This window comes from Hymenobacter sublimis (assembly GCF_023101345.1).
GTDB lineage: Bacteria > Bacteroidota > Bacteroidia > Cytophagales > Hymenobacteraceae > Hymenobacter > Hymenobacter sublimis.
The window spans coordinates 3,287,836-3,314,242 of sequence record NZ_CP095848.1 but is presented as its reverse complement, the minus strand read 5'-3'; the positions used below and the strand labels follow the sequence as shown (position 1 = coordinate 3,314,242).

The 26,407-nt window shown below is 59.4% G+C and carries 18 protein-coding genes; 4 read left to right on the top strand and 14 right to left on the bottom strand.

The genetic code is table 11. The annotated features are described in order from the left end of the window. Positions 1–589: 589 nt before the first annotated feature. The 10 genes from MWH26_RS13780 to MWH26_RS13735 all read right to left on the bottom strand — a co-directional run bounded on the left by MWH26_RS13780 (position 590) and on the right by MWH26_RS13735 (position 17,126). Positions 590–2,026, bottom strand: a complete 1,437-nt coding sequence (locus MWH26_RS13780) for a hypothetical protein (RefSeq protein WP_247974748.1) — start codon at positions 2,024–2,026, stop codon at positions 590–592. 87 nt (positions 2,027–2,113) lie between these two features. Continuing rightward, positions 2,114–5,830, bottom strand: a complete 3,717-nt coding sequence (dnaE, locus tag MWH26_RS13775) for a DNA polymerase III subunit alpha (RefSeq protein WP_247974747.1) — start codon at positions 5,828–5,830, stop codon at positions 2,114–2,116. Positions 5,831–6,003: 173 nt separating this feature from the next. Next, complete coding sequence (locus MWH26_RS13770; protein ID WP_247974746.1) at positions 6,004–6,432, bottom strand: hypothetical protein; 429 nt, start codon at positions 6,430–6,432, stop codon at positions 6,004–6,006. Between the two features lie 331 nt (positions 6,433–6,763). Then, a complete protein-coding gene (locus MWH26_RS13765) occupies positions 6,764–7,591 on the bottom strand; it encodes a LysM peptidoglycan-binding domain-containing protein (RefSeq protein ID WP_247974745.1) in 828 nt (275 codons plus the stop codon). A 45-nt stretch (positions 7,592–7,636) separates the two neighbouring features. Continuing rightward, positions 7,637–9,895 carry a LysM peptidoglycan-binding domain-containing protein gene (locus tag MWH26_RS13760; protein WP_247974744.1) on the bottom strand — a complete coding sequence of 753 codons (2,259 nt, stop codon included), beginning with the start codon at positions 9,893–9,895 and terminating at the stop codon, positions 7,637–7,639. Between the two features lie 173 nt (positions 9,896–10,068). Next, positions 10,069–13,026, bottom strand: a complete 2,958-nt coding sequence (locus MWH26_RS13755) for a TonB-dependent receptor (RefSeq protein ID WP_247974743.1) — start codon at positions 13,024–13,026, stop codon at positions 10,069–10,071. A 181-nt stretch (positions 13,027–13,207) separates the two neighbouring features. Continuing rightward, a complete protein-coding gene (locus tag MWH26_RS13750; protein WP_247974742.1) occupies positions 13,208–13,852 on the bottom strand; it encodes an O-methyltransferase in 645 nt (214 codons plus the stop codon). Positions 13,853–13,953: 101 nt separating this feature from the next. Then, entirely contained in the window at positions 13,954–14,397 is a 444-nt protein-coding gene (locus tag MWH26_RS13745; RefSeq protein ID WP_247974741.1) for a YDG/SRA domain-containing protein, read from the bottom strand. Positions 14,398–14,584: 187 nt separating this feature from the next. Beyond that, complete coding sequence (locus MWH26_RS13740) at positions 14,585–15,817, bottom strand: M16 family metallopeptidase (RefSeq protein ID WP_247974740.1); 1,233 nt, start codon at positions 15,815–15,817, stop codon at positions 14,585–14,587. Positions 15,818–16,088: 271 nt separating this feature from the next. Beyond that, complete coding sequence (locus tag MWH26_RS13735) at positions 16,089–17,126, bottom strand: glycosyltransferase family 9 protein (RefSeq protein ID WP_247974739.1); 1,038 nt, start codon at positions 17,124–17,126, stop codon at positions 16,089–16,091. 261 nt (positions 17,127–17,387) lie between these two features. Here MWH26_RS13735 and MWH26_RS13730 point away from each other — a divergent pair, with 261 nt between their 5' ends. From MWH26_RS13730 to MWH26_RS13715, 3 genes are all read left to right on the top strand, one after another. After that, a complete protein-coding gene (locus tag MWH26_RS13730) occupies positions 17,388–18,677 on the top strand; it encodes an aminopeptidase P N-terminal domain-containing protein (protein WP_247974738.1) in 1,290 nt (429 codons plus the stop codon). A 330-nt stretch (positions 18,678–19,007) separates the two neighbouring features. Continuing rightward, positions 19,008–20,477 (top strand): OmpA family protein, encoded by a 1,470-nt coding sequence (locus tag MWH26_RS20205; RefSeq protein WP_311136864.1) that lies wholly within the window; start codon positions 19,008–19,010, stop codon positions 20,475–20,477. 154 nt (positions 20,478–20,631) lie between these two features. Then, positions 20,632–21,192 carry a DUF4252 domain-containing protein gene (locus tag MWH26_RS13715; protein ID WP_247974737.1) on the top strand — a complete coding sequence of 187 codons (561 nt, stop codon included), beginning with the start codon at positions 20,632–20,634 and terminating at the stop codon, positions 21,190–21,192. Positions 21,193–21,269: 77 nt separating this feature from the next. Here MWH26_RS13715 and MWH26_RS13710 read toward each other — a convergent pair whose 3' ends face one another. From MWH26_RS13710 to MWH26_RS13695, 4 genes are all read right to left on the bottom strand, one after another. Next, a complete protein-coding gene (locus MWH26_RS13710; RefSeq protein WP_247974736.1) occupies positions 21,270–22,835 on the bottom strand; it encodes a hypothetical protein in 1,566 nt (521 codons plus the stop codon). 181 nt (positions 22,836–23,016) lie between these two features. After that, positions 23,017–23,424, bottom strand: a complete 408-nt coding sequence (locus tag MWH26_RS13705) for an EVE domain-containing protein (RefSeq protein ID WP_188556247.1) — start codon at positions 23,422–23,424, stop codon at positions 23,017–23,019. Positions 23,425–23,475: 51 nt separating this feature from the next. Further along, positions 23,476–23,832, bottom strand: coding sequence for a hypothetical protein (locus tag MWH26_RS13700; RefSeq protein WP_247974735.1), 357 nt, complete (start codon positions 23,830–23,832; stop codon positions 23,476–23,478). Positions 23,833–23,920: 88 nt separating this feature from the next. Further along, the gene (locus tag MWH26_RS13695) at positions 23,921–24,316 is read right to left on the bottom strand and encodes a hypothetical protein (RefSeq protein ID WP_247974734.1); all 396 of its coding nucleotides are present in this window, start codon (positions 24,314–24,316) and stop codon (positions 23,921–23,923) included. 181 nt (positions 24,317–24,497) lie between these two features. Here MWH26_RS13695 and MWH26_RS13690 point away from each other — a divergent pair, with 181 nt between their 5' ends. After that, the gene (locus MWH26_RS13690) at positions 24,498–26,252 is read left to right on the top strand and encodes a DNA polymerase/3'-5' exonuclease PolX (RefSeq protein WP_247974733.1); all 1,755 of its coding nucleotides are present in this window, start codon (positions 24,498–24,500) and stop codon (positions 26,250–26,252) included. The last annotated feature ends 155 nt before the right edge of the window (positions 26,253–26,407 follow it).

Genomic DNA, 26,407 nt, shown 5'->3' with positions numbered 1-26,407 from the left:
TGCTCCAAATAAGGCCGCTAATACAACCAGGAAGGCCAGCACGCTCAAAGCCGGCGAAAGCGGGAAAAGCAGCAGCCCCAAAACTGTAAAAATGGCCGCACCGGCCAGTAGTCCTAGGCAGCGCAGAAAAGCAAACGCGGCTTCTCCTCCTGATACCTGCGGTTGAATTACCCGGTCCTTACCAAAAGCTTGGGGTACGAGTATGGGCAGACTACCTATCCCAGACCTTGGAAGGATAATTCTACCAGGAAGCGTATGCTGCTTACGCCGTGTGGCACGTGTTCCTTCCGCCGAACAACGTAGCTTAGGAAGCCGCTGTACTGCTACTAATGGGTGATTAAGAGAACAGCCCGTGAGCGTATCGGAAACCTGGCGAGCCGTTGAGGAAACCAACTGCTGGGGTGCCATACCAGGGGCGGGCGGTAGGAGCAGGCGGTTCGACTGACAACCGAATAGCTCCGATAGCAAGAGGCTTACCAGTACAATCCTTACTTTCTGCATACTAGCCGGTTGGTTGAAAGTGCCCGTTCATCGCAAACAGGTGCGTGAGAGAATAGGTGGCGAGGTGGTTCTCTGGCCGATTGATAACCTATTTACCCGCACTTTCCCGAAGCTTATCCAACTCATCTAGGTCAATTTCGCCCCGGGCTGCCGGTACCCAGCGCCACGCGGGCCTATGGTTGGAAGGAGCGTCGGCGCTGACTTCCAGGTAGCTGGGCTGAGCGGCGTTGGGAATGAGGAGCTGGCAGAAATCGGCGCCGGGTAGCTGCACCTCCAGCCGCAAAATGCGGCCGTAGTAGGGCCAGCGAATTTCCATGTACTCATTCGGGCCAATGTAAGCTACCTGCTTCGTGCCCATAAACACGGTAGCAGGTGCCGTTATAGCATCAGCCCGGCGGTAAATATAAATATAGCAAGTATCGGGGTGAGCTAGGCGCGACTGGAGCGGGCTAGGATAGGGTGCCAGTTGGCCAGTACGCATATCCACCTCGTAGCCGGTTGGCTCGCCGGTATGGTCGGGAGCCCTGACGGTAGCTACGCCCATTGCCCCGGCTCGCACCTGTGCTTCGGACCGAGCCCGCGCGTACTCCAGATCAAGCGGCGCCTCCCCAACGAACGTGAAGAAGTTACGCTGGTGAACGAGGGGAAAGTACTTCTTTTGGTGTTGCACGTACAGCTGCCGGCCATCGGAATACGCCCAAGCATCGAGCGGTATGTGTTTTTTAATGTAGTTGTTATACACGAAAGGGCGGATCTGTTGGACCCCAGCCCACAATACCCGGCTCATTTGCCCGCCCAGCTTTGAAGGAATTGTATCAAGCTGGACTAAAGAAGTAGAGTCGGGGAGGTTAGCCAGAAACTGCTCGAACGTGTAGTAAATGCCGGCCCGGGGAGCTTTGCGCAGGATGGCAGGTAGGGCCGCTGCCGGATCAGAGGTAGTGGTGGACATCGTACTACGAAGGAGTTCCAACAGCTGGGCCGGGGTGGCGGCAGCCCGTTGCCAGGAAGCATCCTGTACCTGCCCCAGGCACTCCTGTAGTAAAGCAGCCAAGTGGTTGTCATGAAACCGGGTGGTTTCCATGGCGCGCTTGGTTCGGCGAGCGGCTATACTCTGCATGAAATGGTATCCGTCAGGCAGGTGAGCGTACACGTCCGCCGCCAAGTCCGCGCTGGCTTCCTCCGTAAAACCGTTCAGAACTTCGCTTACGCGCAGCTGGCGCAGGCAAAGCACCACCGGATGGTCCGTGGGTCGGGCCGGCAATTGCTTCTGCAGAAAGGTTGTTAACTCCGTTTCCAGCCCATTACGGAAGAGCACTGCCGTCGGGCGGTTATCTAACTTCCGGTACACAAGGCCGATACTAGATTTGTTGGCTCGGCCATCCAACACCTGCTCCACATATATTGTGCGGGCGGGTAACTGAATGGTTTGCTGGCTTAAGTTCAGGTAGTACTGTTGCGCCTGAGAAGGAAGAGTAGTAAAGAAAGTAAAGAATAGAAAGAAATTGAAGGCGTAGAGTTTTCTCATTAATCCTGGAAAAATAACACGTAAATACCCCGGCTAGGTGAGGAATGAAGTCTGTCTAGCCGGGGTAAATGAAAGTAAATCAATTGCTTAAATCAATTGGCAGGCGTCGATTTCCATTTCGCGCATTTTGCGGATGAATTCCTTGGGCTCAATGCGGTAGCGGCGGGAGTAGGTGTCTACCGTCAGGTGCTCATGGGGCTCGGCGAACTTGATTTCGAGCTTCTTCGAGCCGGCGCAGCCTTCCACGGCTTCCATGAACCGGTCCATGAAGGGCTCCGTGATGGTACGCAGGTCCAGTTGCACGCGCACGCCGTTGGCGAGCTTCTCAGCCACGTTGAACAGGGGCTCCATGGTCAGAATCTTAAACTCAAACTGGTCGGAGTCGCGGAAGCGCTGGGCGTACTTGCCCCGGATGTACATGGGCGGTACCTGTTCTTTGTCGTAGTTGCGCGGGTTTATCAGGGCCGAGAAGCGGGAGTAGTCGTCGCGGAACAAAGCTAGGTTCAGACTCGACTCGTAGTCTTCCACGCTGAAGGAAACGAAGGGCTGACCGGTCTTGGTGGTTTTAAACAGCACATTGGAAATCAGGCCTGCTACCGTCACCTCGCGGTTTTTGTAGTTCTCTACCTTGTCCAGCCCGCAGGTGCAGTAGGAGTCAATTTCCAGCTTGAAGTCATCCAGTGGGTGGCCGGAGAGGTAAAAGCCTACTACCTCTTTTTCGCGGCGCAGCAGCTCCGTAGCGGCCCAAGGCTCCATGTCGGCCACTTTGGGTAGGGGCATGGCTACGGCCCCAAAGGCCCCGCCCCCAAACAGACTCTGCTGGGCCGAATCCTGGTCGGCCTGGTATTGCTGGCCCATACGCACGGCTTTCTCAATTAGGTTCTGGTCGCCGCTGGGGGCCTCCACAAACTGACGGCGGTGGTAGCGCTCAAACGAGTCGAAAGCGCCCGAGAGAGCCAGGCTTTCAAATGTTTTCTTGTTCACGGCCCGCAGGTTCACGCGCTTCGAGAAGTCGAAAATATCAGTGTAGGGGCCTTTTTTGTCGCGCTCCTGCACAATGTTTTCAATGGCGGCCTCGCCCGCGCCCTTCACGGCGGCCATGCCAAAGCGGATCTGGCCCTTTTCGTTTACGTTGAACTTGAGGATGGATTCGTTCACGTCGGGCCCGAGTACGGCCACGCCCTGGCGGCGGGCTTCCTCAATAAAGAAAGTCACCTTCTTAATGTCCGACATGTTGTTGGTCAGCACAGCGGCCATGTACTCGGCGGGGTAGTTCGCTTTTAGATAACCCGTCTGGTAGGCAACCACCGAGTAGGCGGCGGAGTGGGAGCGGTTGAAGCCGTAAGCCGCAAACTTCTCCATCACGTCGAACACCTCATTGGCCTTTTTGGCCACGATGCCGTGCAGCTTCTTGGCGCCCTCGCAGAATTTCTCCCGCTCCTGCGCCATCTTTTTCATGTCTTTCTTACCCATGGCCCGGCGTAGCAAATCGGCGCCGCCCAGGGAGTAACCGGCCAGAATCTGGGCGGCCTGCATGATCTGCTCCTGGTACACCATAATGCCCTGGGAGTAGTTCAGGATGGGCTCCAGCAGCTCGTGGGGGTATTCAATTTCCTCGCGGCCGTGCTTGCGGTTGATGAAGTTCGGGATGAACTGCATGGGGCCTGGCCGGTACAGGGCGTTCATGGCAATCAGGTCCTCGATGTTGGTGGGCTTGAGGTCCTTGAGGTACATGCGCATGCCCTCGGATTCAAACTGGAACGTGCCAATCGTGTCGCCGCGCTGGTACAGCTCGTAGGTTTTGGGGTCGTCGAGCGGGATGTCGTCGATGTTGATGTCGACGCCGTGGTTCTTCTTGATCAGGGCCAGGGCGTCCACGATAATCGTGAGCGTCTTGAGCCCCAGGAAGTCCATTTTCAGCATCCCGGCACTCTCAATCACCTTACCGTCGAACTGGGTAACGAGTAAATCCGAGTCCTTGGACGTGGACACCGGAATGTACTTGGTGATGTCGTCGGGGGCGATGATGACGCCGGCGGCGTGGATGCCCGTGTTGCGCACCGAGCCTTCCAGCTTCTCAGCCAGACGCAGAATTTGCCCGCGCAGGTTGTCGGGGGCGTCGTCGCGCCGAATCATGTCCAGCTCCTGGTTTTCGGCAAAGGCTTTTTGCAGGGTGGTGCCTACCTGCTCGGGTACCATCTTGGCCAGTTCGTTGGTCTGGGGCAGGGGTAGCTCCATGGCCCGGGCCACGTCCTTGATGCTGGACTTGGCGGCCATGGTACCGAAGGTGATAATCTGGGCCACCTGGGTTTTGCCGTACTTACCCACCACGTAGTCGATGACGCGCTGACGGTTCACGTCGTCGAAATCGATGTCAATATCAGGCATCGATACGCGCTCCGGATTCAGGAAACGCTCGAACAGTAGGGAATACTTAATCGGGTCGATGTTGGTGATGCCCACGCAGTAGGCCACCGCCGAGCCCGCCGCTGAGCCCCGGCCTGGCCCTACGGCCACGCCCACACTGCGGCCGTGGTTGATAAAGTCTTGGGTGATAAGAAAGTAGCCCGCAAACCCCATGGTTTCAATGATGCGCAGCTCATAATCCAGGCGTTCCTCGATTTCCGGCGTGCGCTCGGAATAGCGGGGCGGCTTGGTCATGGTCACCACGCCTTTGCCTGCACTCGGCCCGAAAGCCCCCACGTAGGTCAGCTCGCGCAGGAATTCATCGGCGTTGGCGAAGGGCGCGGGAATGGGAAAATTAGGGAGCAAAATGTCGCGCTGCAGCTTGGGCGGCGTGATTTTGTCTACAATTTCGTTGGTGTTGTCCACGCTTTCCGGCACGTCCCGGAACAGGTGGTTCATCTCGTCCTGGCTCTTGAAATAGAACTGGTCGTTGGGGAAACCGAAGCGGGAGCGGGGCTTGGGCATTTGGGCTTCCTCATCAATGCGCATGAGCTGGCGGCGCACCTGGTCGTCGGAGGAAGCCAGGGGGCGCAGGTTGTCGAGGTGGTCATAGAGCACTTTGTTTTCCCCCGAAACCAGCCGGAAATACTTGGTTTGGAAGTCACCCACCGGGATGCTGTGCTCCTCGCCCGTGTTTACGCACAACAGCAGATCGTGAGGCGCAAAGTCGGTCTGGTCAACGTAGTGGGAGTCGTTGGTGCAGATAACCTTAACGTTGTACTTCTGGGCCCACTTTAGCAGCACCTGGTTCAGGTCTTCCTGGCTTTTGCCCGTGTTGTCGATGTTCTCGATGCCGTGGCGCTGAATTTCGATGTAGTAATCCTGCCCGAACACATCCAACCACCATTGCAGCAGCTTCTCGGCTTCTGCCTCGGTTTTCCAGAGCAGGGCTTGCGGAATTTCGGCGCCGATGCAGCAGGAAGTAGCAATAAGCCCTTCGCTGTACTGCAGCAGCAGTTCCTTATCGATGCGGGGGTACTTGCTGTACACGCCCTCAATAAAGCTCATGGAGCAGAGCTTGGCCAGGTTCTGGTAGCCGGCCTGGTCCTTGGCTAGCAGCAGCTGGTGGTGGCGCACGTCCCGCTCGCCTTTTTCGCGGCTGAAGCTTTTCTTGTGCCGGTCCTCTACCAGGTAAAACTCGCAGCCCACAATGGGCTTCACGTTGTACTTATTGGCTTCCGCTACAAAGTTGAAGGCCCCAAACATGTTGCCGTGGTCGGTAAGGGCTACGGCGGGCATGCCATCGGCTTGGGCCTTTTTCATCAGGGCCGAAATGCTGGCCTGACCATCGAGCAGGGAGTATTGGGTGTGGCAGTGGAGGTGCGAGAATACGGGCATGGGCAACAAACCGGGCACCGTTAGGGCGCCAAGCGGAAAGTAAAGTTACCCACGAAACAGCCGCCGGAAAAGAGTGCGCGGCAAGGGATTTTAGCGTATAATCAGCAAGCCGCCGCCGGCAATTTGGCCCCCAACTGCTCATAAGGAGGCCCAATTCACAACGTAAGCGGGTACTACTGCTTTAGCTTGGTTAACTCGGCCTGCTCCAACTGGGTTACGGCCTCGGCCAGCTGGGCATTTTCTTCAACCCGCCGGTAAAACCGCTTAAACTCAGGGCTGCGGGGCATGGAGTTCATGTCGGCCCACACCTTGCTGGCGGTGAGCCGGCGCTGGGCCTGTTGCCGCTGCTTCTCGGAAAGGGCAATAAGCCAGCCGTACAGTTCTACCGCTACACTATCCCGGCGCGGCGACATTTCGGCTACCATGCGCCGGGCTATCCGAATGGCCGCCGTATCGGTGGTGGTAGTGAATAGCTTTCTGGAATAGGCTACGTAGTCGTGGATATAGGTAAGCAAGTGCACTTCCGCGCGCGAGGTTGGCACCAGCTCCGGCGCCGACGAGGAAGGTGCCCCTTGTGCTAGCGTAGTTGCGGGCAGCAACATAAATCCACTGAAACAGGTGGCTAACCAGCGTATTCTTGACGGCTTCATGGGGGCAAGCTACAAACTGAACAAGAAAACGAAGCTCCTTCCCGAGTTGTTCGCCTCACCTCCCGCTTCTCGCTGCTGAATGATGGAGAAGTAAAATCAGCTACAACACGCGGCGATAGTGCGGTTTTATGAGGCAAGGCTAGTACGTAGTCAGGGCCAGTTAGGAAGCAAACCAGCGGGTAGTAGCCAGCCAGAAGCAGCGGGCGTAGGAAACGGCTGCGGTAGCGCACAAAAAAGGCCACCTGCTTTGTCAGGTGGCCTTTTTTGTGCGCTGTAGGGTAGGCTACTTGGTAGCTTCCACGGTCAGTACTTCTCCGATCTTCACGGCTCCATCGTTCTTGCTGTTCCACTCCTGCAACTGCGCCGGCGTGACCTTGTACTGCTTGGAAATGCTAAACAGTGTTTCGCCCTTTTGCACGGTGTGGCTGCGGGCGGCCTTTGGGGTAGTGGCTTTTGCCGGGGCGGCGGGCTGGGGCTTTGCAGGTGCTGGTGCTGCGCTGGGGGTAGTTGTTTTGGCTGGCGTTCCGGAAGCTGTAACGGCCGGAGCAGCTGAGGCAGCACCAGCTACCTTGGCAGCTACGACTGGCGCCGGTTGCGCCTTAGCCGCGGTCGGAGTAACCGTGGCCACAGTGGCCGGCGCTGCAGGTGCAGGTGAGGCAGCCGGGGCTTTGGTCGTGCCCACGAACCCCGAGGCGAGCAGGCGCGCAGCGGCGTCTTTGAGGGCCGGATTCTTGGCCGCGCGGGCATCGAAGTTCTTAAACTGGGGGCTGCGTAGCAGCGTGTTCAGCTCTACCTGCCAGGGTTGGCTCCGCAGGCGCTGGGCTAGGAGCTGCTGCTGCTCGCGCGGCAGGCTGGCCGTGTAATGGCTCAGTCGCTGATTCAAAGCGGGAATTTCGACCAGCGCTGCGTCAATCAGCGCCACGGCGCGGGTATCATTGGGCTCGAAGTAAATGGCCCGGAGCTGGCGGACGCTGGTTTGCACCAAACTCGACATCACGCGCACGGAATCGTCGGAAAGGGTAGGGACAGGTGGGGCCTGCTGGGCCTGGGCGGCAAAAGAGACCAGGGACAAGCCGATCAGCAGATAAAAGGTGCGGGCTAAAAAACGCATGAGAAATAAAAGCGGAAACTAACTCAAAGACGAAAAGGGTAGGACTTACTTAGCGGGCTTGATAACAAGTACTTCGCCCGGTTTCACGGAGAAATCAGGCTTGCTGTTCCACTCCATAATTTGCTTAATGGTAACCCCGTACTTGCGCGACACGCTGTACATGGTTTCCCCAGCTAGCACCGTGTGCCGCACGGAGGCCGGTGCGGCCGGGGCTGCAACGGCAGGAGCCACTGCCGGGGTAGCGGCCGGTTTAGACGCCGCAGGCACGGGTTTGGAAACCGGAGCGGAAGGAGCTATTGCACCGTTTTCTGCATCAGGAGCGGTAAGACGCAACACCTGACCGATGCGCAGGGAAGGATTTGGGGGCAGGTTGTTCCACGCTACAATATCGGCGGGGCGCAGGCTGAAGCGCCGGGCCACCGAGTACAGGTTTTCCTTGGGCTGCACCACGTGCTGGCCGCTGGCCGGAATGGGCTCCACCACGGTAGGAACTGGCATGGCTGGGGCCGCCGGACGCGGAGCACCCGAAACAGCCGGGGCCGCTGGGGCAGAAGCGGGAACAGTTGTCGTTGGCTTGGTTGCCGGGGCTGGCACGGGAACGGAAGCCGGGGTTACAGGCGCCGGATGAGGAGCAGGGGTAGCGGCTGGCTCGGCAAGGGGCTCTTCGTCCTGGGGCTCATCGGCTACGGCGGTGGTAGCAGGCAGCGGCTTTTTGGGCGCGGGGGCGCTCGGCGAGGGGTTCGGGGTAGCAGCAGGAGTAGCGGCCGGGGGGAGGTCGTTGAGATTTTCAGTGTGCTCGTCGGTGGCGCTGTCGGGCTGTACTACGGTGCCGCTTTCTTCTTCCACGGCATCTTCCAGGACGCGGCTGGAGCCCGCCGTACGACCCATGTACGGCTCGGTTTCGTCCAGCTTGCGTTTCTTTTCCGGCTGCTTGGCTGGGGCAGCGGGGGTAGGGGCCGGTGCTGCCGACGTTGTTGTTGGAGTAACGGCGGGGGCAGCGGCCGTCGCAACGGGCTTTTCAAAAGCGGCCAGGGCCGTGGCGTTGTTGCCATCGGCGTACTCCACGGGCACATTTTTGGGCCTCGTGTGCTGCAGCCAGAGCACGCGGCCGGGGCGCAGCTCCTCGTTGCGGGCCATGCGGTTCTTACTCCAGATGGCCTTAGCCCGCATGCCGTACTTCTGCGACACGATGGCCACACTTTCGCCGGGGCGGGCCACGTGGTACTCCACGGCGGCTTTGTCGCGCTTTTTCTGCACGAAGTAGGGTTGGCCGGGTACAATGTTGTCGAAGGCGAACAGGTCATTGTACTGCATGAACCGCTTCATCTTCAAGCCCGCCCGCTTAGCCAGGCTTTCCTTGGTGTCGCCGGGCAGAGCCACCAGGGCGCGTAAGCCGTTCACCCGCACAAAGTCGGCGTTTTCCGGATCGGGGGCGGGCTGGTTGAGGAGCTGGCCGGCGGTAGCGTTTTTCTGCTGGGCGGCCAGGGCTGTCAGCTGCAACGGGTCGGTGATGGGCACCAGCATGGTGTACACCCGGTCGGTGGGTACGGTGGGAGCCAGTAGCCAGCGGTTGTGCTTGGCAATGTCCTCGGGGTCTTGCTGCAGGGCCTGGGCCATTACCGACAGGGATTTACCCGCCGGAGCCGGAAACTCCTGAAACAGCAGGGGCGGCCGTGTATTCAAGCCCAGCGCCGGCTCAAAGGCTACTTTATGGGCCAGGAAAGTCAAAATGTACGGGTTGGTCTGCTCCGTAACTTCTACTTCGGTAGCGTCGAAATCAGTAGGTAAGGTGTAGGGTTTGGTGCCGGTGAGGCCCAAGTTGTAGCTGAGCAGCGTATTGGTCCAGTTATGAAACGTTTTGTTGTTGCGCAGCAAATACTGCGCAGCCGCTTTCGAGGAGGCCACCACGTGCTTGCGCTCATCCACGGCATCGTTCATCACCAGCCCAAAATCGGCGGCCGACTCGCGCTTGAACTGCCAGTAACCCACGGCATCGTGAATGCTCTGGGCGTCGCCTTGCAGCCCGCTTTCCTGCAGGGCCAGAAAGTGAAAGTCCAGGGGTAGTCCTTCCTGTTGAAATACCCGGTCAATGAGCGGAAAATAGGCATCGGCCAGCACCACGCGGGCCTGGAAAGAGGCCGGATGACGCCGCAGGGCATCTACTTTTTGCTGGATGGCCGCCCGGCCGCCCGGCGTAAGGCGCAGGCGCAAGCCCGCCAGACTAAGCTCGGCAGGCACCGGAACAGTTTGCCCCGTTACCAGCAACGGCAGCAGGAAAAATAGCAGGAGTACAACTCGTTTCATAAACAGGCAAGCAACAAGCCGGGCCGCTCGCACATGCGTTGCCAGCCCCGTCAGTCTACAAAGTAGAGGAAAAAATGGGTGTCGACGGGACTCTTTGCTGCAAATCCAACAGAATGGTAGAATACTACCCTAGACTTACCTCCGGCTTCTAGCATCGTTCTGGGGGTGAGGCCCTACATGCCTCCACCGGGCGGAGGCCCAAACCCGCCCGGACGCTGGCCGCCGGGGCGCTGGCTCTCACCAGGCAGGGCGTCGGGGCGGCCACTGCCGCTGAAGCTGCGGATGTTGTAGGTGAACATCAGCATGAAGTAGCGCTGCAGAATGTTGGTTTGAATGTCCTCGGTGTAGGCGGCCGTGATGTTGCGCTGAATGCTGTTGTTCTGGCCCAACAAGTCAAAGGCAAACAGCTTCACTTCCGCCTGCTGCTTCTGGCCCAGCTTTTTGCCCACCGAGGCATTCCAGAGCACAAAGTTCTGGTTGTAGCCGGCCGAGAGGCCCGTGAACAGCTGGTGGTTCACATCGGACTGCACCGTGATGCCCTTCACCACAATCCAGTTCAGGCGCAGGCTGGTGTTCTGGCGGAAAAAGCGGCTGTTGAGCTGCTGGCGCAGGGTGTTGCGCACATAACTCTGGCTGGAGTTCGAGGACAGCGTGAAATCCAGCTCGGGGCTGATGTTGCTACTGAGCACGGCGCCCAGCCCCACGTTGGGCGTGCGGCTGTAGTTCAACTCCCCGAATACTAGGCCCGGCGTTTGGGCGTAGGTGGCGTTGGCGTTCAGGTTCAGATTCGACTTGATGAAGGCCAGCGGCAGGCTGTAATTCACGAAGGAGCGGAGCGAATACTGCTGGTTCAGGTTGACGGGCCGCGTAAGCTGGCCCCCGGCCGGAATAACTACTCCACCGGCTATTATGGGTTCGGCGCCGGCATATATCGTGTTGTTAGTAATGTAGTTATCGACGTAGGAACCGCCGAGCAGGGCAAAGAAGGAAGTCGACTTTTCGGGCACGGCCGAGGAGTAGCGCAGAAACAGGTTGTGGCGGTTTTCCTGGCGCAGATTGGGGTTGCCAGTGGTCAGCTGCAGCGGGTTGGAGTTGTTTACTACTTCCTGCAACTGGCTGATGCTCGGCGGATTGGTATTCATGCGGTAGTTTACCCGCAAGTTCTGCTGCTTCGAGAAGTTGTAGCGCAGCTGGGCATTCGGCAGCACGTTCAGGAAGGTGCGCTGGGTAGTGCCGGGGCGCGGAAACTCCTGCTCGCTGCGGAGCTGGGCGCTTTGCACGGCCGCGCCCACCGCCCACTGGAAATCCTTGGTTTGGAAGCGGTAGGTCACCTCGCCGGTGTTCGTGAGGTAGCGGCTCTGAAACACGTTGCTCAGCGTGTCGTTCAGAATGGAATAGCGCTGCTCACCGGGCGAGAAGTTGTAGGTTTTCTTGTCCGAGTCGTTGGGAGTGTAGGAGACGTTGTAGCCCAGCTGCAGAATGCTGTTTTGGCCCAGAGGCTCCGTGTAGTTGACGTTGCCGGTCCAGGCCCAGCCAGTTTGCGCCAGCTCCGAGAATTGATTGAGGGTAGTTGTGCGGAGCGTGTCCCGGCGCAAAAACGAGGTAGTGGAAAACAGGTTGTTGTCGCCGTCCTTGTTGTTATAGCTCGTGTTCAGGCCCAGCGAGAAGGTGCGGCCGCGCTTCTGGAAGCGGTGGCGGTACAGCAGTTGATTGCTGGCCGTTAGGCCCGTCAGGGCCGAGCGGTAGCTGCTGTTGTTGGTGCCTTGGTCAGTGCCCGCCTCGCTGCCGGTGGCCTCAAACGTGCGTCCATCGAGCAGGCTGGTGCCGGTGTTGCGCTGCATCGAGAAGCTGGGTCGCCACAGCAGGGAGTTCAGGGAGTCGAACTTGTGGTCGAGGCGTAAATTGAAGCGGTTGTTGATGTTACGGCTGCTGGCCAGGGAGTTTTCGTTGTAGCGTAAGTCCTGGGTTTGGCCAGTGGGCGCCACGTAACGGCGCAGCAGGTTGGTGCGGCTGGTGTTGTCGCTGAGGTTAAAGAAGTAGCTACCCTGCACGTCGGTTTTAGAGCCCCAGCTGTCGGAGTAATTGAGGCCCAGGGCGTGGGTTTTCGAGATGCCGCCCTGCTGGCTCACCAGGAAGTCGCCGGCATTATTGCTACCCCCACCCTGGCCGCCTTGCCCGCCACCGCCCACTCGGCCGCCGCCCTGGCCCCGTTGGCCCTGCCCGCCGCCTCCGCCCTGGCGCGAGGAGCCCACTACCCCCAGCAAATCCTCGGTGCCGAAGTTCTGCTCGTTCACATTGTTGCTCTGGGCTACCACGGAAAGGCGCTGCTTTCCTTTAAAGGAGTTGATGTTGCCGCTTACCCGGTATCGGTCGTCCTGGGGGCCGTAGCCGGCCAGCACCCGCCCGAAGGTGCCGTTGCGGAAGCTGGGCTTGGTTACAATGTTGATGGTTTTCTGCTGGTTGCCATCATCAAAACCCGTGAACTGGGCTTGATCCGAAGACCGGTCGTAGACTTGAATCTTGTCGATGACTTCGGCCGGAATGTTTTTGAGTACGGCGTCGGGGTCGTTGCCGAAAAACTCCTTGCCATCCACCAGCACCCGCTGCACCTGCTCGCCCTGGGCCTGTACCCGGCCCGAGGTGGGGTCCACGGTTACGCCCGGCATTTTGGTAATTAAGTCCTGGGCGTTGGCGTCGGGGTTGGTTTTGAAGGAGCCGGCATTGAACTGGGCCGTGTCGCCCTTCTGCACGGCCGCGGCGGCCCGGCCTACCACTTCCACCCCTTTCAGGGCAATACCGCCGCCTGCCTGCAGCCCCAGCGTGCCCAAGGCCAGCGGCTGCCCGGCGCCTACCTCCACCGTGCGGCGCAGGTTCTGGTAGCCCAGAAAAGAAACGACCAACACGTAGCGGCCGGGCGCCACGCCGGGCACCGTAAAGGAGCCATCGGCCTCCACGGCAGCCCCGCGCCGAGCGGAGTCGGGTATCTGGGTGAGCAGCACGTTGGCCCCAATCAGCGGCGACTGGTCTTTGCCGTCAACTACCCGCCCACTGACGGTAGTGGTTTGCGCCTGCGCCGCCCCCCGGATAAGTAGCGTAAGCAGGAGCAGCAGGAGTAGAAAACGTTGTTGCATCAGTCGGAAAAAATGAGTCCCTAGCCGGGATAGACGCAAATTCCGAGGGTTCGTTTAACGCAATCAGCCGTGTTCTATATAGATGTTCAGTAATTGTAAGGCTACACCTTGAAAACCAAGGTTTTATTTTAGAGAAATTGCAAGAAACGTACACCGATGCAGCCTGTGCTTGGCCTTGCTACTATTTCTTACGCACCAGCAGTAGCCCGTCGCGCAGGGGCAGAAACACGTTTTCTACCCGCTCATCGGCCTGCACTTTATCGTTGAAGGCGCGCACGGCGTGGGTGTCTTTGTCGGCGGCTTTTACGGGGTAGGAGTCAACCACTTTGCCGCCCCACAGCACATTATCAATCAGCAGAAACCCGCCGGGCCGAACCTGGGGGAGCACCAGCTCATAATAGGTGTCGTTGTTGATTTTGTCGGCGTCGATGAACACTAGGTCCCAGGGGTCCGCCAAGGTAGGTAGAATGCGGCGGGCGTCGCCGATGTGCAGCTGAATCTGCTCTTCCCGGCCCGCTTCCTGCACGTAGCGCCGGATGCGGCTTTCCAGCTCCGGGTTCTGCTCAATGGTGTGCAGCACCCCGTCCGGGGTCAGACCCTCAGCCAGGCACAACGCTGAGTAGCCCGTGAACGTGCCCAGCTCCAGCACCCGCCGGGGCCGTATCATGTGGCTGATCATGCTCAAGAGCCGGCCCTGGGCGTGACCCGAGAGCATGCGGGCGTGCAGCAACTGCACGTGGGTTTCGCGGTTCAGGCGAGCCAGCAATGGGCTTTCGGCGGTGGTATGGCGGTCGGCGTAGAGCTGGGCTTCGTCGGCGGAGTACATGGTAGGGAAAATAGAACTGTCATTCCGAATGCAGTGAGGAATCTGGGGTTGCTACCAGGAGGGTAGGCCAGATTCCTCACTGCGTTCGGAATGACAGACAATTAGGATTCAAGAAACGGAACCAGGAAGAATTTCCAGACCAGAAAGCCCGACTTCCCGGCCTCGTACACCGCATTTACTACCTGATACAGGCCCTCGTAGCGGTAGCCGCTGCCGGTTTCGGTGGGTACTTTGCGAAATACACGCACGGGCAGTTCGGTTTCTAGGCTGCGGCGCAGCATCAGGTTACGGCCGGTCATTTCCTGGTTGGTCACCTGCTTGCCCGAGCGCGGGTCGCGCCCGCCGCTGCCGGAGTAGATGATGTCTTCCTCCCGAAAATCATCGTCCTCGTACTGGTCAGCCAGGATAATTGAGTCGGCTCCTTCCAACTCACTACCGCTCACGCCCGCCCGGGTAGGCCGGTGCAGCCCCGCCCGGCTCAGCGCCAGCCGGTTCTCTAGCACGTCGCCGGGCCGGTAGTAACTGATATGGCCGAAGATGGGCATAGGAAGTAGGGTAGGAGGGTGTGGGGGTAGGAGGGGAAGAGGAAAAAAACCATCGTACATGTGCCCGGCGGCCTTTATTCGCGCTGGCTTGGTAGGCGGGTTTATCTACTATTTCCTTCGTCGGTTTGCCGGCATAACTAGTTGCACTCTTACCCGCTCACCTTCCTCCCCTCATACCCTTAGCAAGCTACTCCGGCACGTACTGGAGCACGCTTAGGTTGTCCTCGTGCAGAATGTCGTTGGCCAGTTCCAGGAGCTGGGAAGAGGTAATGCCCCGAACCTGCTCGAAGATTTCGTTGATGCTTTCTACCCGGCCCAGGTCGAGGGTGCTTTTGCCTAGCAGCTGCATAAGGCCGCCGTTGCTTTCCTCGGCCATGGCCAACTGGCCCATGAGCTGCTCCTTGGACGTGTGCAGCTGCGAGGTGCCCAGAGCTTGCTCACGCAGGCGCTTCAGCTCCTTTTGCACCAAAGAAATTGTGCGGTTTACCTGCTTTTTCTCGGTGCCGAAGTAGATGCCAAACAGACCCGTATCGGTGTAGGGCGAGTAAGTCGCGTCGATGGTGTACACCAGACCGTATTTCTCGCGCACGGCTAGGTTCAGGCGGGAGTTCATGCCGGGACCGCCCAGCAGGTTGCTTAGCAGGAAAAACGGAATGCGTCGCTCGTCGTGCAGGGCGTAGGCGGGGCCACCAATCAGGCAGTGAGCCTGGGTTATGGGCTTGCGTTCCACCCGCTCCAGGCGCTGGTAGCCCGTAAACGGCACCCGCGGCCGCTCACCTAGCTTGGCCGGCAGCGGAGCCAAGAATTTATCGGCCAGGCGCTTTACTTCCTTGAAGGGCAAGTTGCTGACGGAGCTGAACACCAGCCGGTCGGTGCGCACGTTATCCTGCAGAAACTGCCGGAAGTCGGCCTGTTGAAACCCCGATACGCTTTCCCGAGTCCCTAGAATGTTGTGGCCCAGGGTGTGACGGGCAAATACTACGTCGTCGAAGTCGTCGATAATGGCGTCCTCGGGGGCGTCGTGGTACATGGCCATTTCCTCCAGAATCACGCCGCGCTCCTTCTCAATCTCCTTTTCCGGGAACACCGAGTGAAACGTCAGGTCCGTGAGCAGCTCAAAAGCCCGCTCAAAGTGGGTGCTGAGCAAGGAGGCGTAAAAGCAGATTTTCTCCTTAGTGGTGTAGGCGTTCAGCTCGCCGCCTACCGTTTCGAGGCGGTTGAGAATATGGAAGCTCTTGCGCTTTTCGGTGCCTTTAAAGGCCATGTGCTCCCAAAAGTGCGCCAACCCCAGCTGATGAGGTTTTTCGTCGCGGGAGCCAATATCCAGCAGAAAGCCGCAGTGCGCAATTTTGGTGTGCAGAACTTGTTTATGCAGAACCCGGATGCCGTTGGGCAGCTCGTACAGGTCGTAATCAGACATTTAGTTAGGGTCTTAGGGACTTGGGGGCTTGGGAACTTGGTTTATCTAACTTAACCAAGCACTACCCCGGCCCTGTATAACCACGCAAGTGCGCAGCTGGTTGCAAAGGTACGAGTAGTGAAATGGTGATTCGGCGAGTTGGTGATGTAGCAAAGGACCTTGTCACGAAAGCACGGCAGTGTAACAACGAATCGTTCAGGCGTAATAAGGTCCTTCGCAAGCTCAGGATGACAGGCAGTTATAAAGTCATTACCCTCGCTAACTCACCGAATCACCGTTTCACCAACTCACTTTCCGCCAAGGCAGCTAGTAACTGCTGGGTTTCGATGCCGTGGGCGCAGCGGAAATGGCCGAGCGGGCATTGGCGGTGGCCGTGCAGGCCGCAAGGCTGGCACACCAGCTTCTCCTCAATCTGCACTACCCTCGAAAACGGGCTCAGCGGCCCGAACCCGAAATACGGTACCGTGGAGCAGTACACGGCGCACACCGGCGCACCCACGGCCGAGCACAAATGCATGGGTGCCGAGTCGTTGACGTAGTTAAGGGTAGCGCCGCGCATCAGGGCCGCCGAGGCTAGCAGGGAAAGTTTGCCGGCTAGGTTAACGACGCCCGGGCGGGTAGTGGCCGCTTTAATTCGCTCACAACCCTCCACATCGGGCGGGCCCCCAAGCAAAAACACGGTGTACTGCGGCGGGAGGGCAGCCAGCAACTTCAGCCACTGCTCCTCGGGGAATTGCTTGGTAAACCACACCGAAGTGGGTGCAATGCAGAGGTAGGGGCCGCCGGCCGCGGTGCGCGCTACCTGGGCCGCGGCGGCCTCGTCGGCGGCCGTGGGGTAGAGGCGGGGCGGCGTCAGGGGGCCGTCGTAGGTGGGGTCTAGCAGGTGCAAGTTGCGCGACACCTCGTGCACGCCCGCCCCAATTACGTGCGGAATGGCCCGGGTAAAGCGGGCCGCGAACGGGTTTTTGTCGAAGCCGATGCGCTCCGTTGCGCCCGAGAAGGCCGTGAGGAAACCCGTGGAAGCAAACCGCTGCAACGTCACCACGCGCCCGTACTGGGCGCGGCGGATTTGCTGCAGCAGACGCCACAGGCCGCGGTACTTGTCTTTCTTTTTGTCCCAAATAAGCACCTGCCGCACGTGCGGATGGCTTTTCAGCAGCCCTTCGTTGCCCTTACGCACCAGAAAATCAACGGGGGTACCGGGCTCCGTGCGCTGCAAATGCTCCAGCAGCGCCGTACCCAGAATGACGTCGCCGATGAAAGCGGTTTGAATGAGCAGAACGGCGGAACGGTTGGCAGGCTCGGGCATAGTGCAATAGCAGGCCACAAAGATACCGCTTACTCGCACGTTCACCACCTTTTTGTCTTATTACTGGCCGGAGGGTAGGCGATGCTGGCTGCACAAGCCCAAACGAGCGGCCGAAAGGAAACTTCGCCGGCCCGGCCGCCCGTAGCACACCTCCCCCGCAGCCAACTCCTCCCAAAGCCGCGCGGAACTGCCTAACTTGCCCCGGCCGCTGCGGCGGCTGCCCTTGGTTTCCGTTTGTGCCACCTTTTCCGCTTGCCACTCATGCGCTACGGCTCTATTTCGCCCGATTTATTTACGCAGAACCGCCGCCGCTTCACCCAGCTGCTGCCCCCGGCTTCCCTGGCCATCTTCCAGTCCAACGACATCATGCCCACCAACGCGGATGGCACCATGCCGTTCCGCCAGAATAACGACCTGTTCTACCTTTCCGGCGTTGACCAGGAGGAAAGCATCTTGGTCATCTTCCCCGACGCGATACTGCCCCAGCACCGCGAAATTCTGTTCCTGAAAGAAACCTCGGAGCACATTCTGGTCTGGGAAGGCTATAAGCTGACCAAGGAGCAGGCCCGCGAGCAAACCGGCATCCGCACCATCATGTGGCTCGACTCCTTTAAGTCGGTGCTGCCGGCCCTCATGAATGAAGCCGAAAACGTGTTTCTGAACGCCAATGAGCACATCCGCTCCGTGGTGGAGGTAGAAACCCGCGACGCCCGCTTTATCAAGTGGATTAAGGAAGCCTACCCCCTACATACCTACCGCCGCGCGGCGCCCCTGCTGCACCAACTGCGCGCCATCAAGAGCGAGGAGGAAATCCGGCTGATGCGCCGCGCCGCCGACATCACCGAGCAGGCCTTCCGCCGCCTGCTGGGCTTCGTGAAGCCGGGTGTAATGGAATACGAAATTGAGGCTGAAATCTTCCACGAGTTCCTGCGTAACGCTTCCCGCGGCCCGGCTTACGGCTCCATCATCGCCAGCGGAGCCAACGCCTGCATTCTGCACTACGTCAGCAACGACCGGGAATGCAAGGACGGTGACGTGCTGCTCCTGGACTTCGGGGCTGAGTTTGCCAACTACGCCGCCGACCTCTCGCGCTCTATCCCCGTGAATGGCACCTTCACCAAGCGCCAGCGCGACGTATACGAGGCCGTGTTGCGGGTGATGAAGTTTGCTACCTCCCAGCTCGTAGCCGGCAACAATATTGAAGAATACCATGCCGCCGTGGGCCGCCAAATGGAGCAGGAGCTGATTAAGCTGGACCTGCTCAACGAACAAGATGTAAAGAACCAGGACCCCGCGGCGCCGCTTTACAAAAAGTACTTCATGCACGGTACCTCGCACTACCTGGGCCTGGATGTGCACGATGTGGGTGCTAAGTACCGCGTGTTCGAGCCAGGCATGGTATATACCTGTGAGCCAGGAATCTACATTCGGGAAGAGGGCCTGGGTATTCGCCTCGAAAACGACATTCTTATTACCAAAACCGGTAATGAGGACCTGATGAAAAATATCCCGCTGGAGGCCGACGACATTGAGCGGCTGATGCGGCGCTAGGCGGCACCCGTTCAAACCAGTTTGGCTCTGTTGAAGACGCTCCCCGGTCGGGAGCGTCTTCTTTTTCTATAAGTCAATTAATTGGCCTTATCCGAGAAAAAATTTTATTGCTGCAACACGAATGCAAAACCGCCTCCTGCTATACGTGGTAAATATAAATAACTGAATATGTAGTTGTTGAGCTTGGTAAACACGGCTTTAAAATGGGTTTTTGCCAGCTGAAGGGCAACTTTATTAGGATAAGGAAGGTATAGGCGGATAGCTCGGATTCATCCTGCCCGGGCGGTGGCGGCTTCCGCCTGTGCAATTCTTCCACCTAATATCGCCCTCATGAGACACCTTTTAACAACTTCAGCGGCCCTGGGGCTGACGCTTCTTCTGGCGGCGGCGCCGCGGGTCCAGGCGCAGAACGCCGACCGCAAGACGGCCATCGGCCTCAACGTGAGTGCCATGCAGTACAAGGGCAACTTCGGTTCTGACTACTGGAACTGGAGCGAGAACAAGTACGCGCCCGGCCTGACGATCAGCCGCTACCTGACCAGCGGCCTGGACCTGCAGCTGAGCGGCAATTACGTGGAGCTGAAGAAGACGGCCCCGGCCGGCGCCCCCTACTTCGGCAGCAACTTCGCCACCAACGTGGTAAATGTGAACCTGGGCCTGAAGTTCAAGCTGCTGAGTGAGGATTCGCCCGTGCGCCCCTACTTGCTGGCCGCCCCGGGCCTGACCTACACCAGCCGCGAGGGTACTATCTTCCGCAACAACCGCACCGAGCCCACCGACCAGGACAAGAACTACTTTGACTTGTTCGGGGCCGCGGGCATTGACTTCCGCCTGGGCGAGGCCGTGCACCTGTTCGTGCAAACCGGCCAGCACTTCCCGCTCAATGCCAACATTGACGGCGACCCTGCCCGCGACGACAACAGCATCGACGACCGGTTCTTGCAGCACACCGTGGGCCTGAACTTTGCCTTGGGTAAAGCCAAAGACACCGATAACGACGGTGTTTCCGACCGCAAAGATAAATGTCCTGACACGCCCGCTGGCGTAGCAGTTGACGAAACCGGCTGCCCACTTGATGGCGACAAAGACGGCGTTCCAGATTACCAGGACCAGTGCCCAACCGAAGCTGGCACGGCGGCCATGCAAGGCTGCCCCGACCGGGACAACGACGGTGTGGCTGACAAGGATGACCAGTGCCCCGACCAGGCTGGCCTACCCGCCCTGCGCGGTTGCCCCGATGCCGACGGTGACGGCGTAGCTGACCAAAACGACAAGTGCCCCGGCACCCCGGCCGGTACCCAGGTGGATGCTAACGGCTGCCCGCTGGTAGTAGACGCCGACGGTGATGGTATCCCAGATAGCGCTGATAAGTGCCCCGACACGCCGCGCGGCGCCAAAGTAGACGCCAACGGCTGCCCCATGGAAATTGATCCGGGCGTGCGCAAACTGGAGCAGCCCATCCGCTTCGAAACCAACAGCACCGTGATTAAGCGCACCTCCTACGGCACGCTCGATAAGATGGTGAAAGCCCTCAACGACCATCCCGAGTACAGCCTGCGCGTGATTGGCCACGCTGACTCCCGTGGTACCGATGAGTACAACCAAGCTCTGTCGGAGCGGCGGGCTGGCTCGGTGAAGCGTTATTTCACCGGCAAGCAGGTTGACCCCACCCGCATCGTAACGGAAGGCCGTGGCGAATCGGAGCCAGCGGCGCCAAACACGTCGTCGAAAAACATGTCGCAGAACCGCCGGGTAGAGTTCAAGTTTGAATTCTTCATCCCGAACGCTCCCCAGCCCTAAGGCCCGGTAGCAACCTCCAGAAAAGCGGCGTGCCTCTAGGCGCGCCGCTTTTTTTACGGGCTGGTGCTGATGGTAAGCGCCACCGTGCCAACAGCCAACCGCTTGCCCGCGTACAGGGCCTACAATCTCTCTTCTCAATCTACACCTACCCCACATGAAGCTTCGTAACTTCTCCTTCCTGCTAGCCGTGGCTTTGTTGCTGCTGGCTGGCTGCCGCGCCAGCGGCCCGGGCCAGCCCGCCCGTACGGTCGCTGAATTCTTCAACAAATACGAAAACCGTCCTGGCTTTAAAGCCACCGATTGGAATGCGGGCCTGACCACGCGCTTTTTGCTCGGGCGCATTGCCAAAATAGGCGGCGACAATGACGTAAGTCAGGCCCTAACCGCCATCCGCAGCGCCCGGATCATCACCTTCGCCCCCACCACCGGCAGTGCCCGCGACCTAGTGGCCGAGGGGTTAGACAAGGAAGTGGAAGGGCTACTGGCCAATGAGCGCTACACTCCTTTAGCCGTGTCAGCCTCCGCCGATAATCCGAATCAGCTGCGTTACTCCGTGCGCGAGCAAGGCGGCCGGGTATCGGAGTTTGTGGCGGTAGGCAAGCAAGAGTCAGCCGATTCGTTTGTGCTGGTTTCGGTAGCCGGCAACTTCACTCGGGAGCAGGTCAGCCAACTGGCCAAAATTCTGCCCAATGTAGTGGGCGAGGCCAGCCGGTAGTCATCTGCTTGGTTTGAAAAACAAAAAAGCGACCCTGCCGGCTGGCAGGGTCGCTTTTTGTGTGGGGGCGCCAAGGCTTATTTGAATTCCAGCACATTCAGGAAGAATACCTCCCGGTCGGGGCCTTTTGTGGGCTTGATGTGCTGATAACCCGAAGCCAGGAAGCGGCCACCATACCAAGTGATGAGTTGCTCCTGCTGAGTATTGGTGGTTTTTTCGGCGGCCTCGGTGGTAGTAGTCTGGAGCTCTACCTTCCAGTCGTTGGGGGTAGCGGTGGTCTGGTCTACCATTTTGTAATAGAACTCATTTTCTTTCAGGTAGGCCATTACCAAGCGGCGCCCGTCGCCTAGGGGGCGCACCCGCACGGCTTCCTGCAACGAAAAATGCTCTACCTCATCAAGCAGAAAGGAATTATCCCAGAGTAGGTTGCCCTGGCGGTCGAAGCCACAGATTAGGGCGTGCGTGGTCCGGTAGCCCTCATTACGCCGATTCACGGCGTTGTAGGAGCGCGCCAACGGGCCGAAGTTGTTGCCGTAGCCGTAGTTGTAAAGGCCACCCAGGTTGTTGTAGCTAGACGTGTTATAGCGCGGGAAATACACTTCGGCTACCAACACGTACCCCTCGGGGCTGGGCAGCATATCATGCATGAGCAGGCGGTAGCGGTGGCGGTACTGACGGTCGGAGGCGCGAAGCCGCTCACTGCGTTGCCGCATGCGGGCCACCCGCGCGGGCTTCATAAAGTCAAAGAAGTGCTTGAAATTCAGGAAATCGTAGTAGCGCAAGGAGCGGCGCTGCCCGGTGGGCGTAACGCCAGCGTTTAAATCGGCGGCAAACAAGCCCTGGGAGTAGCGAGAATCGCGCAGGGTATAGGTGCCCGCTAGGAGCCGGGCAGCGCTGTCGCCGGGGCTGAGCTGGGCCTCCAACAGTCCCCGCTCACTGCCCGCCTGCACAAACTCGGAGTGCAGCAGCTGCCCGTTGTCGGAGAGCTGCTTGAGCTGCAGCCGCGACTTAAACCCGTTGGTTTCGCTCAGAATCAGCTCGGCACGCTTAGTTACAGAGTCGGCCAGGAACGTGAAGGTAGCGGGCAAGGGCTCATATACCGAAGGCAGAAACCGGAAGGTGGCGGCCCGTAAATCCAGCAGCAAAATGGTTAGGTGCATGTCGGCCTCAACGGTTACGAACAAGTTGCCATCCAGGGCTTTGAGGTCGTGCACCTGGCGGGCGCGCTTGGTTTTGAACTCCCCCGTACCTAGCTCTCCGGTGCGTGAGTCGAAAGCTGCTACCCACAAAGTGCCTTCCGTGGTGCCCTGAAACAAGGCATACACATCAGTGCCCTCGGCGCAGATCTGCCGAAACTCGTAGCCGCGTGGCACGGGTAGGGGCACCACTTGGCCCGGCTGAAGGCGGTGGTCAAACTTTTGGAAGGTATACTCCGATTTGCCCGTCAGCAAGGGTTCCTTTTCTACTAGCAGCACCAAGCTGCTGTCTTCCAGCAAGGGCTGCACTAGCACGTCGCTGGAGTAGGCTTCCAGGGGTAGCTCCAGCCGGTAGGGCTGAGTGGGTACTACCGGGGGCTTGGGCGCTTGGGCTGCCGCCGCGAAAAAGCAGAACAGCAGGCCAGTAAAGAGGTACAGGTGTCGCATAAGGAGGGCCGGAAAGGGTGGGAGCCGCTGGTTAAGTAAGATACGGTGAAACCCGCACAACACCTAACTGAACCGCCTGGCGGTCCGGCATTTGTTCGGCGCTCTGGCCCTGGTAACGCAAGCTGCCCAGGCCGCTGGCGGCCTGGGCAGTAGGTACATTGGTAAAAACTGGAACGGGCGTTTAGCTGGCTAGCTCCAGCAGCACATCAAACTCTTCTCCCTTGAGGGGCATCACCGAAAGCCGGGACTGACGCAGCAGCCCAATCTGCGAGAGGCGGGCGTCTTGCTTTATTTGGGCCAGGGCTACGGGGCGGGGGAGGGGCTGATGAGGTTTCAGGTGCACCGCTACCCAGCCGCTGCCGGCTTCGGCGGTGGCATCGGGCGCGGCTGGCGCGGCTACTGCCGCAATGCCCACTACCTGCTTGTCCGTGACGCTATGGTAGTACAGTACCAAGTCGCCGGGCTGCATTTGCTGCAAGAAATTGCGGGCCTGAAAGTTGCGCACCCCAGTCCAGTCGGTGCCGCCGTCGCGGGTGAAATCGGCCCAGGAGTAGGCCGCGGGTTCGGATTTAACGAGCCAGTAGTTCATAGCCCGCAAGCTACAAAAGAAGCCGCAGTGCCTGCTGGCGCCCTGGCCGGGCTAGTACACCCGGCGCGCCTGCAAGCTTTGCTTGTCTAGGAGCTTAACTTCCAGCAAATACCCCGGCCGCGTGCCATCCGTAAACCGGATGCGGTACTTGTGGGCATCTTCTCGGGTCCAGGCGCCGGGGCGTGATTCCAGGCCGTCGGCGGGGCCTGGTCCTTCCTCCACAAACTGACCATCGGCCTCCAATCGGAAGCTGTCGTAGTGCCACCCGACGTTCATCTGGGGCTCGGACTTGAAGACAAAGAAGTCGCCCTCCTTTTGCTGGAAGGTGTTGTGCCAGGTCTGGCCAAATAGTAGCTCAGCTGGCACCGAGGACTCCTCTTTCTTGCAACCGCTCAGAAAAAGGACCATTACAAAGCAGACAAGCAAAGTAGCGCGCATAAGTCAGGAAATCAGTACGCCTAAGGGAGCCTCGCGCCCGCCGAATGGTTGCACGGCGCTACGGCTCTACCCGGCGCACTTTCAGCATGTCGTTTTCCAAGGACACAATTTCCAGGGTGTAATCGGGCTCCTTTTTATCGTCGAGGGTGATGCGCAGGCTATGGTCGTTAATGGCTGACCAGCGGCCCTTGCGGCCCTCAATGCCATCGGTGGGGGCAATGTCGTACTGGGTGAATAGGCCGTTGTGGTCGAAGGCAAAGCCGGTGCGGCCCCGCGAGGGCGGGAAGGCGTAGGTGTTGGGCCGGTACACACGCACGTCGCCCTGGTCTTCCTCGTGGGCGTGCAGCCAGGTGCGCTCTAGTTGCTTGAGTTGGGTGGCCGTTTTGGGGTCGTTGTTGCAGGTAGCGGCCAGCAGCAGCACGCTTAAAGAGCACAGGAGCGTGAACAGACGCATGAAAGAGCGGTTTACGTGAGCAGGAAGTAAAAAGGAAATAACCGTTACCTAAACGGCTTTCGTAGCAGGAAAGACGATTCCCGGCCCGCTTCCTGCTCCGAATGTAGCAAATCGGAGGCCGGGAACTGTGTTTCGGCCGGGAGCACGCGAATGCCTCTCCCACAAGTTACCTTTGCCCGCTATGGACAACCGCGCCCTTATTCGTGCCTTCCGCCTCACGGCCCAACTGCTGGAGCTGCACGAGGAAAATCCGTTTAAAATCAGGGCCTACGAGGGCACCGTGAATGCCCTGGAGCAGCTAAGTGTGCCCGTGGCCAGCATTGAGCGCCACGGCCTACCCGACCGCACGGGCCTGAGCAAAACTGCCGCCGCCAAAGTGGCCGAAATGCTGGATACCGGCTCGTTTGAGGAATTGACGCGCCTGCTGAGCATCACGCCGCCCGGCGTAATCGAGCTGCTGAACATCAAGGGCATCGGCCCCAAGAAAATTCGGGCCCTGTGGAAAGAGCTGGGCATTGAAAGCCCCGAGCAACTGCGCCAGGCCGCCGAAAACAACGAGGTCAGCAAGCTCAAAGGCTTCGGCCAGAAAACCCAGGACTCTATTCTGGCGGCCCTTGAATTTACGAGCCAGAGCCAGGGCAAACTGCTCTATCCGCAGGCGGAGGAATTGGCTGAGGACTTGGCCCGCCGCGTGCACGAGGTAGCCGGGGTGGAGCAAGCCGCCGTAGCCGGCGAAGTGCGCCGCCGCCTCGAAACGATTGAAACTGTGCTGCTGGTAGTGGCTACTACCCAGCCTGCCGAGGTGCACACTTTGCTAGACCAGTTGGAAGGCATTACGCCCGATGCGCGCCGCAGTGGCCCCTTTGCCTGGCGCGGCACGGCCACGACCTCCGGCGTAAAGGTGGAAATCGTGCTGGCTACCCCCACCGACTTCACCAACCAGCTGCTGCTGCACTCGGCCGCCGAACCCCACCTGAGCGGGGCTATTTCGACGGAAACCCGGCCCGGCCAGCCCGCCACCCTGCGTCAGTGGTTAAAGCGGGAACGGTTTGCCTCGGAGCAGGACCTCTACCAGCGCGCTGGCCTGCAGTACGTGGAGCCCGAGCTGCGCGAAGGCCTCGGCGAGCTGGCTTTGGCCCGCGAAAACAAGCTGCCTACCCTGCTGGAAGACCAGGACCTGCGCGGCTCCCTGCACAACCACAGTACCTACTCCGACGGTAGCCACAGCCTGCGCGAAATGGCCACGTTCCTGCGCGACCAAGGCTACGAATACCTCGGCATCTGCGACCATTCGCAGGCGGCGCACTACGCCAACGGCCTGCAGCCGGAGCGCGTGCGCCAGCAGCAGCGCGAAATAGATGAGCTCAACCAGGAGCTGGCCCCGTTCCGCATTTTTAAGGGCATTGAGTCGGATATTCTCTCCGATGGCTCCCTAGACTACCCGCCCGCGGTGCTGGAAACCTTCGATTTCATTGTGGCCTCGGTGCACTCCAACCTGAAAATGGACGAGCGCAAGGCCACTACTCGCGTGCTGCGCGCCATCGAAAACCCTTACACCACCATGCTGGGCCACCCTACCGGCCGCCTGCTGCTGCGCCGGGAGGGCTACCCCCTCGACCACAAAGCAATTATTGACGCCTGCGCCCAGCACAACGTCATTATCGAAATCAACGCCAACCCCTGGCGCCTCGACCTGGACTGGCGCTGGGTACGGTACGCCCTAGACAAAGGCGTGCCGCTTAGTATCAACCCCGACGCTCACCACACCAACGGCTACGCCGACATGCGCTACGGCGTGCTCATGGGCCGCAAGGGTGGGCTGACCAAGGACATGACCTTTAACGCCAAGTCGGCGGCGGAAGTAGCAGAATACTTTGCCCAGCGCAAGGCCGGCATTAAAGCTCCGCTGGAATTCAAGGATTCGTTGTTTGGGTAGAGGTGATACGTGGTAGGTAACAGGTGACAAGCCGGGTCGTCGTTCCGGGCTTGGTGAGCGGTCTTGCGGGCTGACTCTGAGTAGCACCACAACCTCAGCCCGCGAGATGCTTCGCCTTGGGCTCTGCACGGCGTTCTTGTAGTCTTTACCTATCA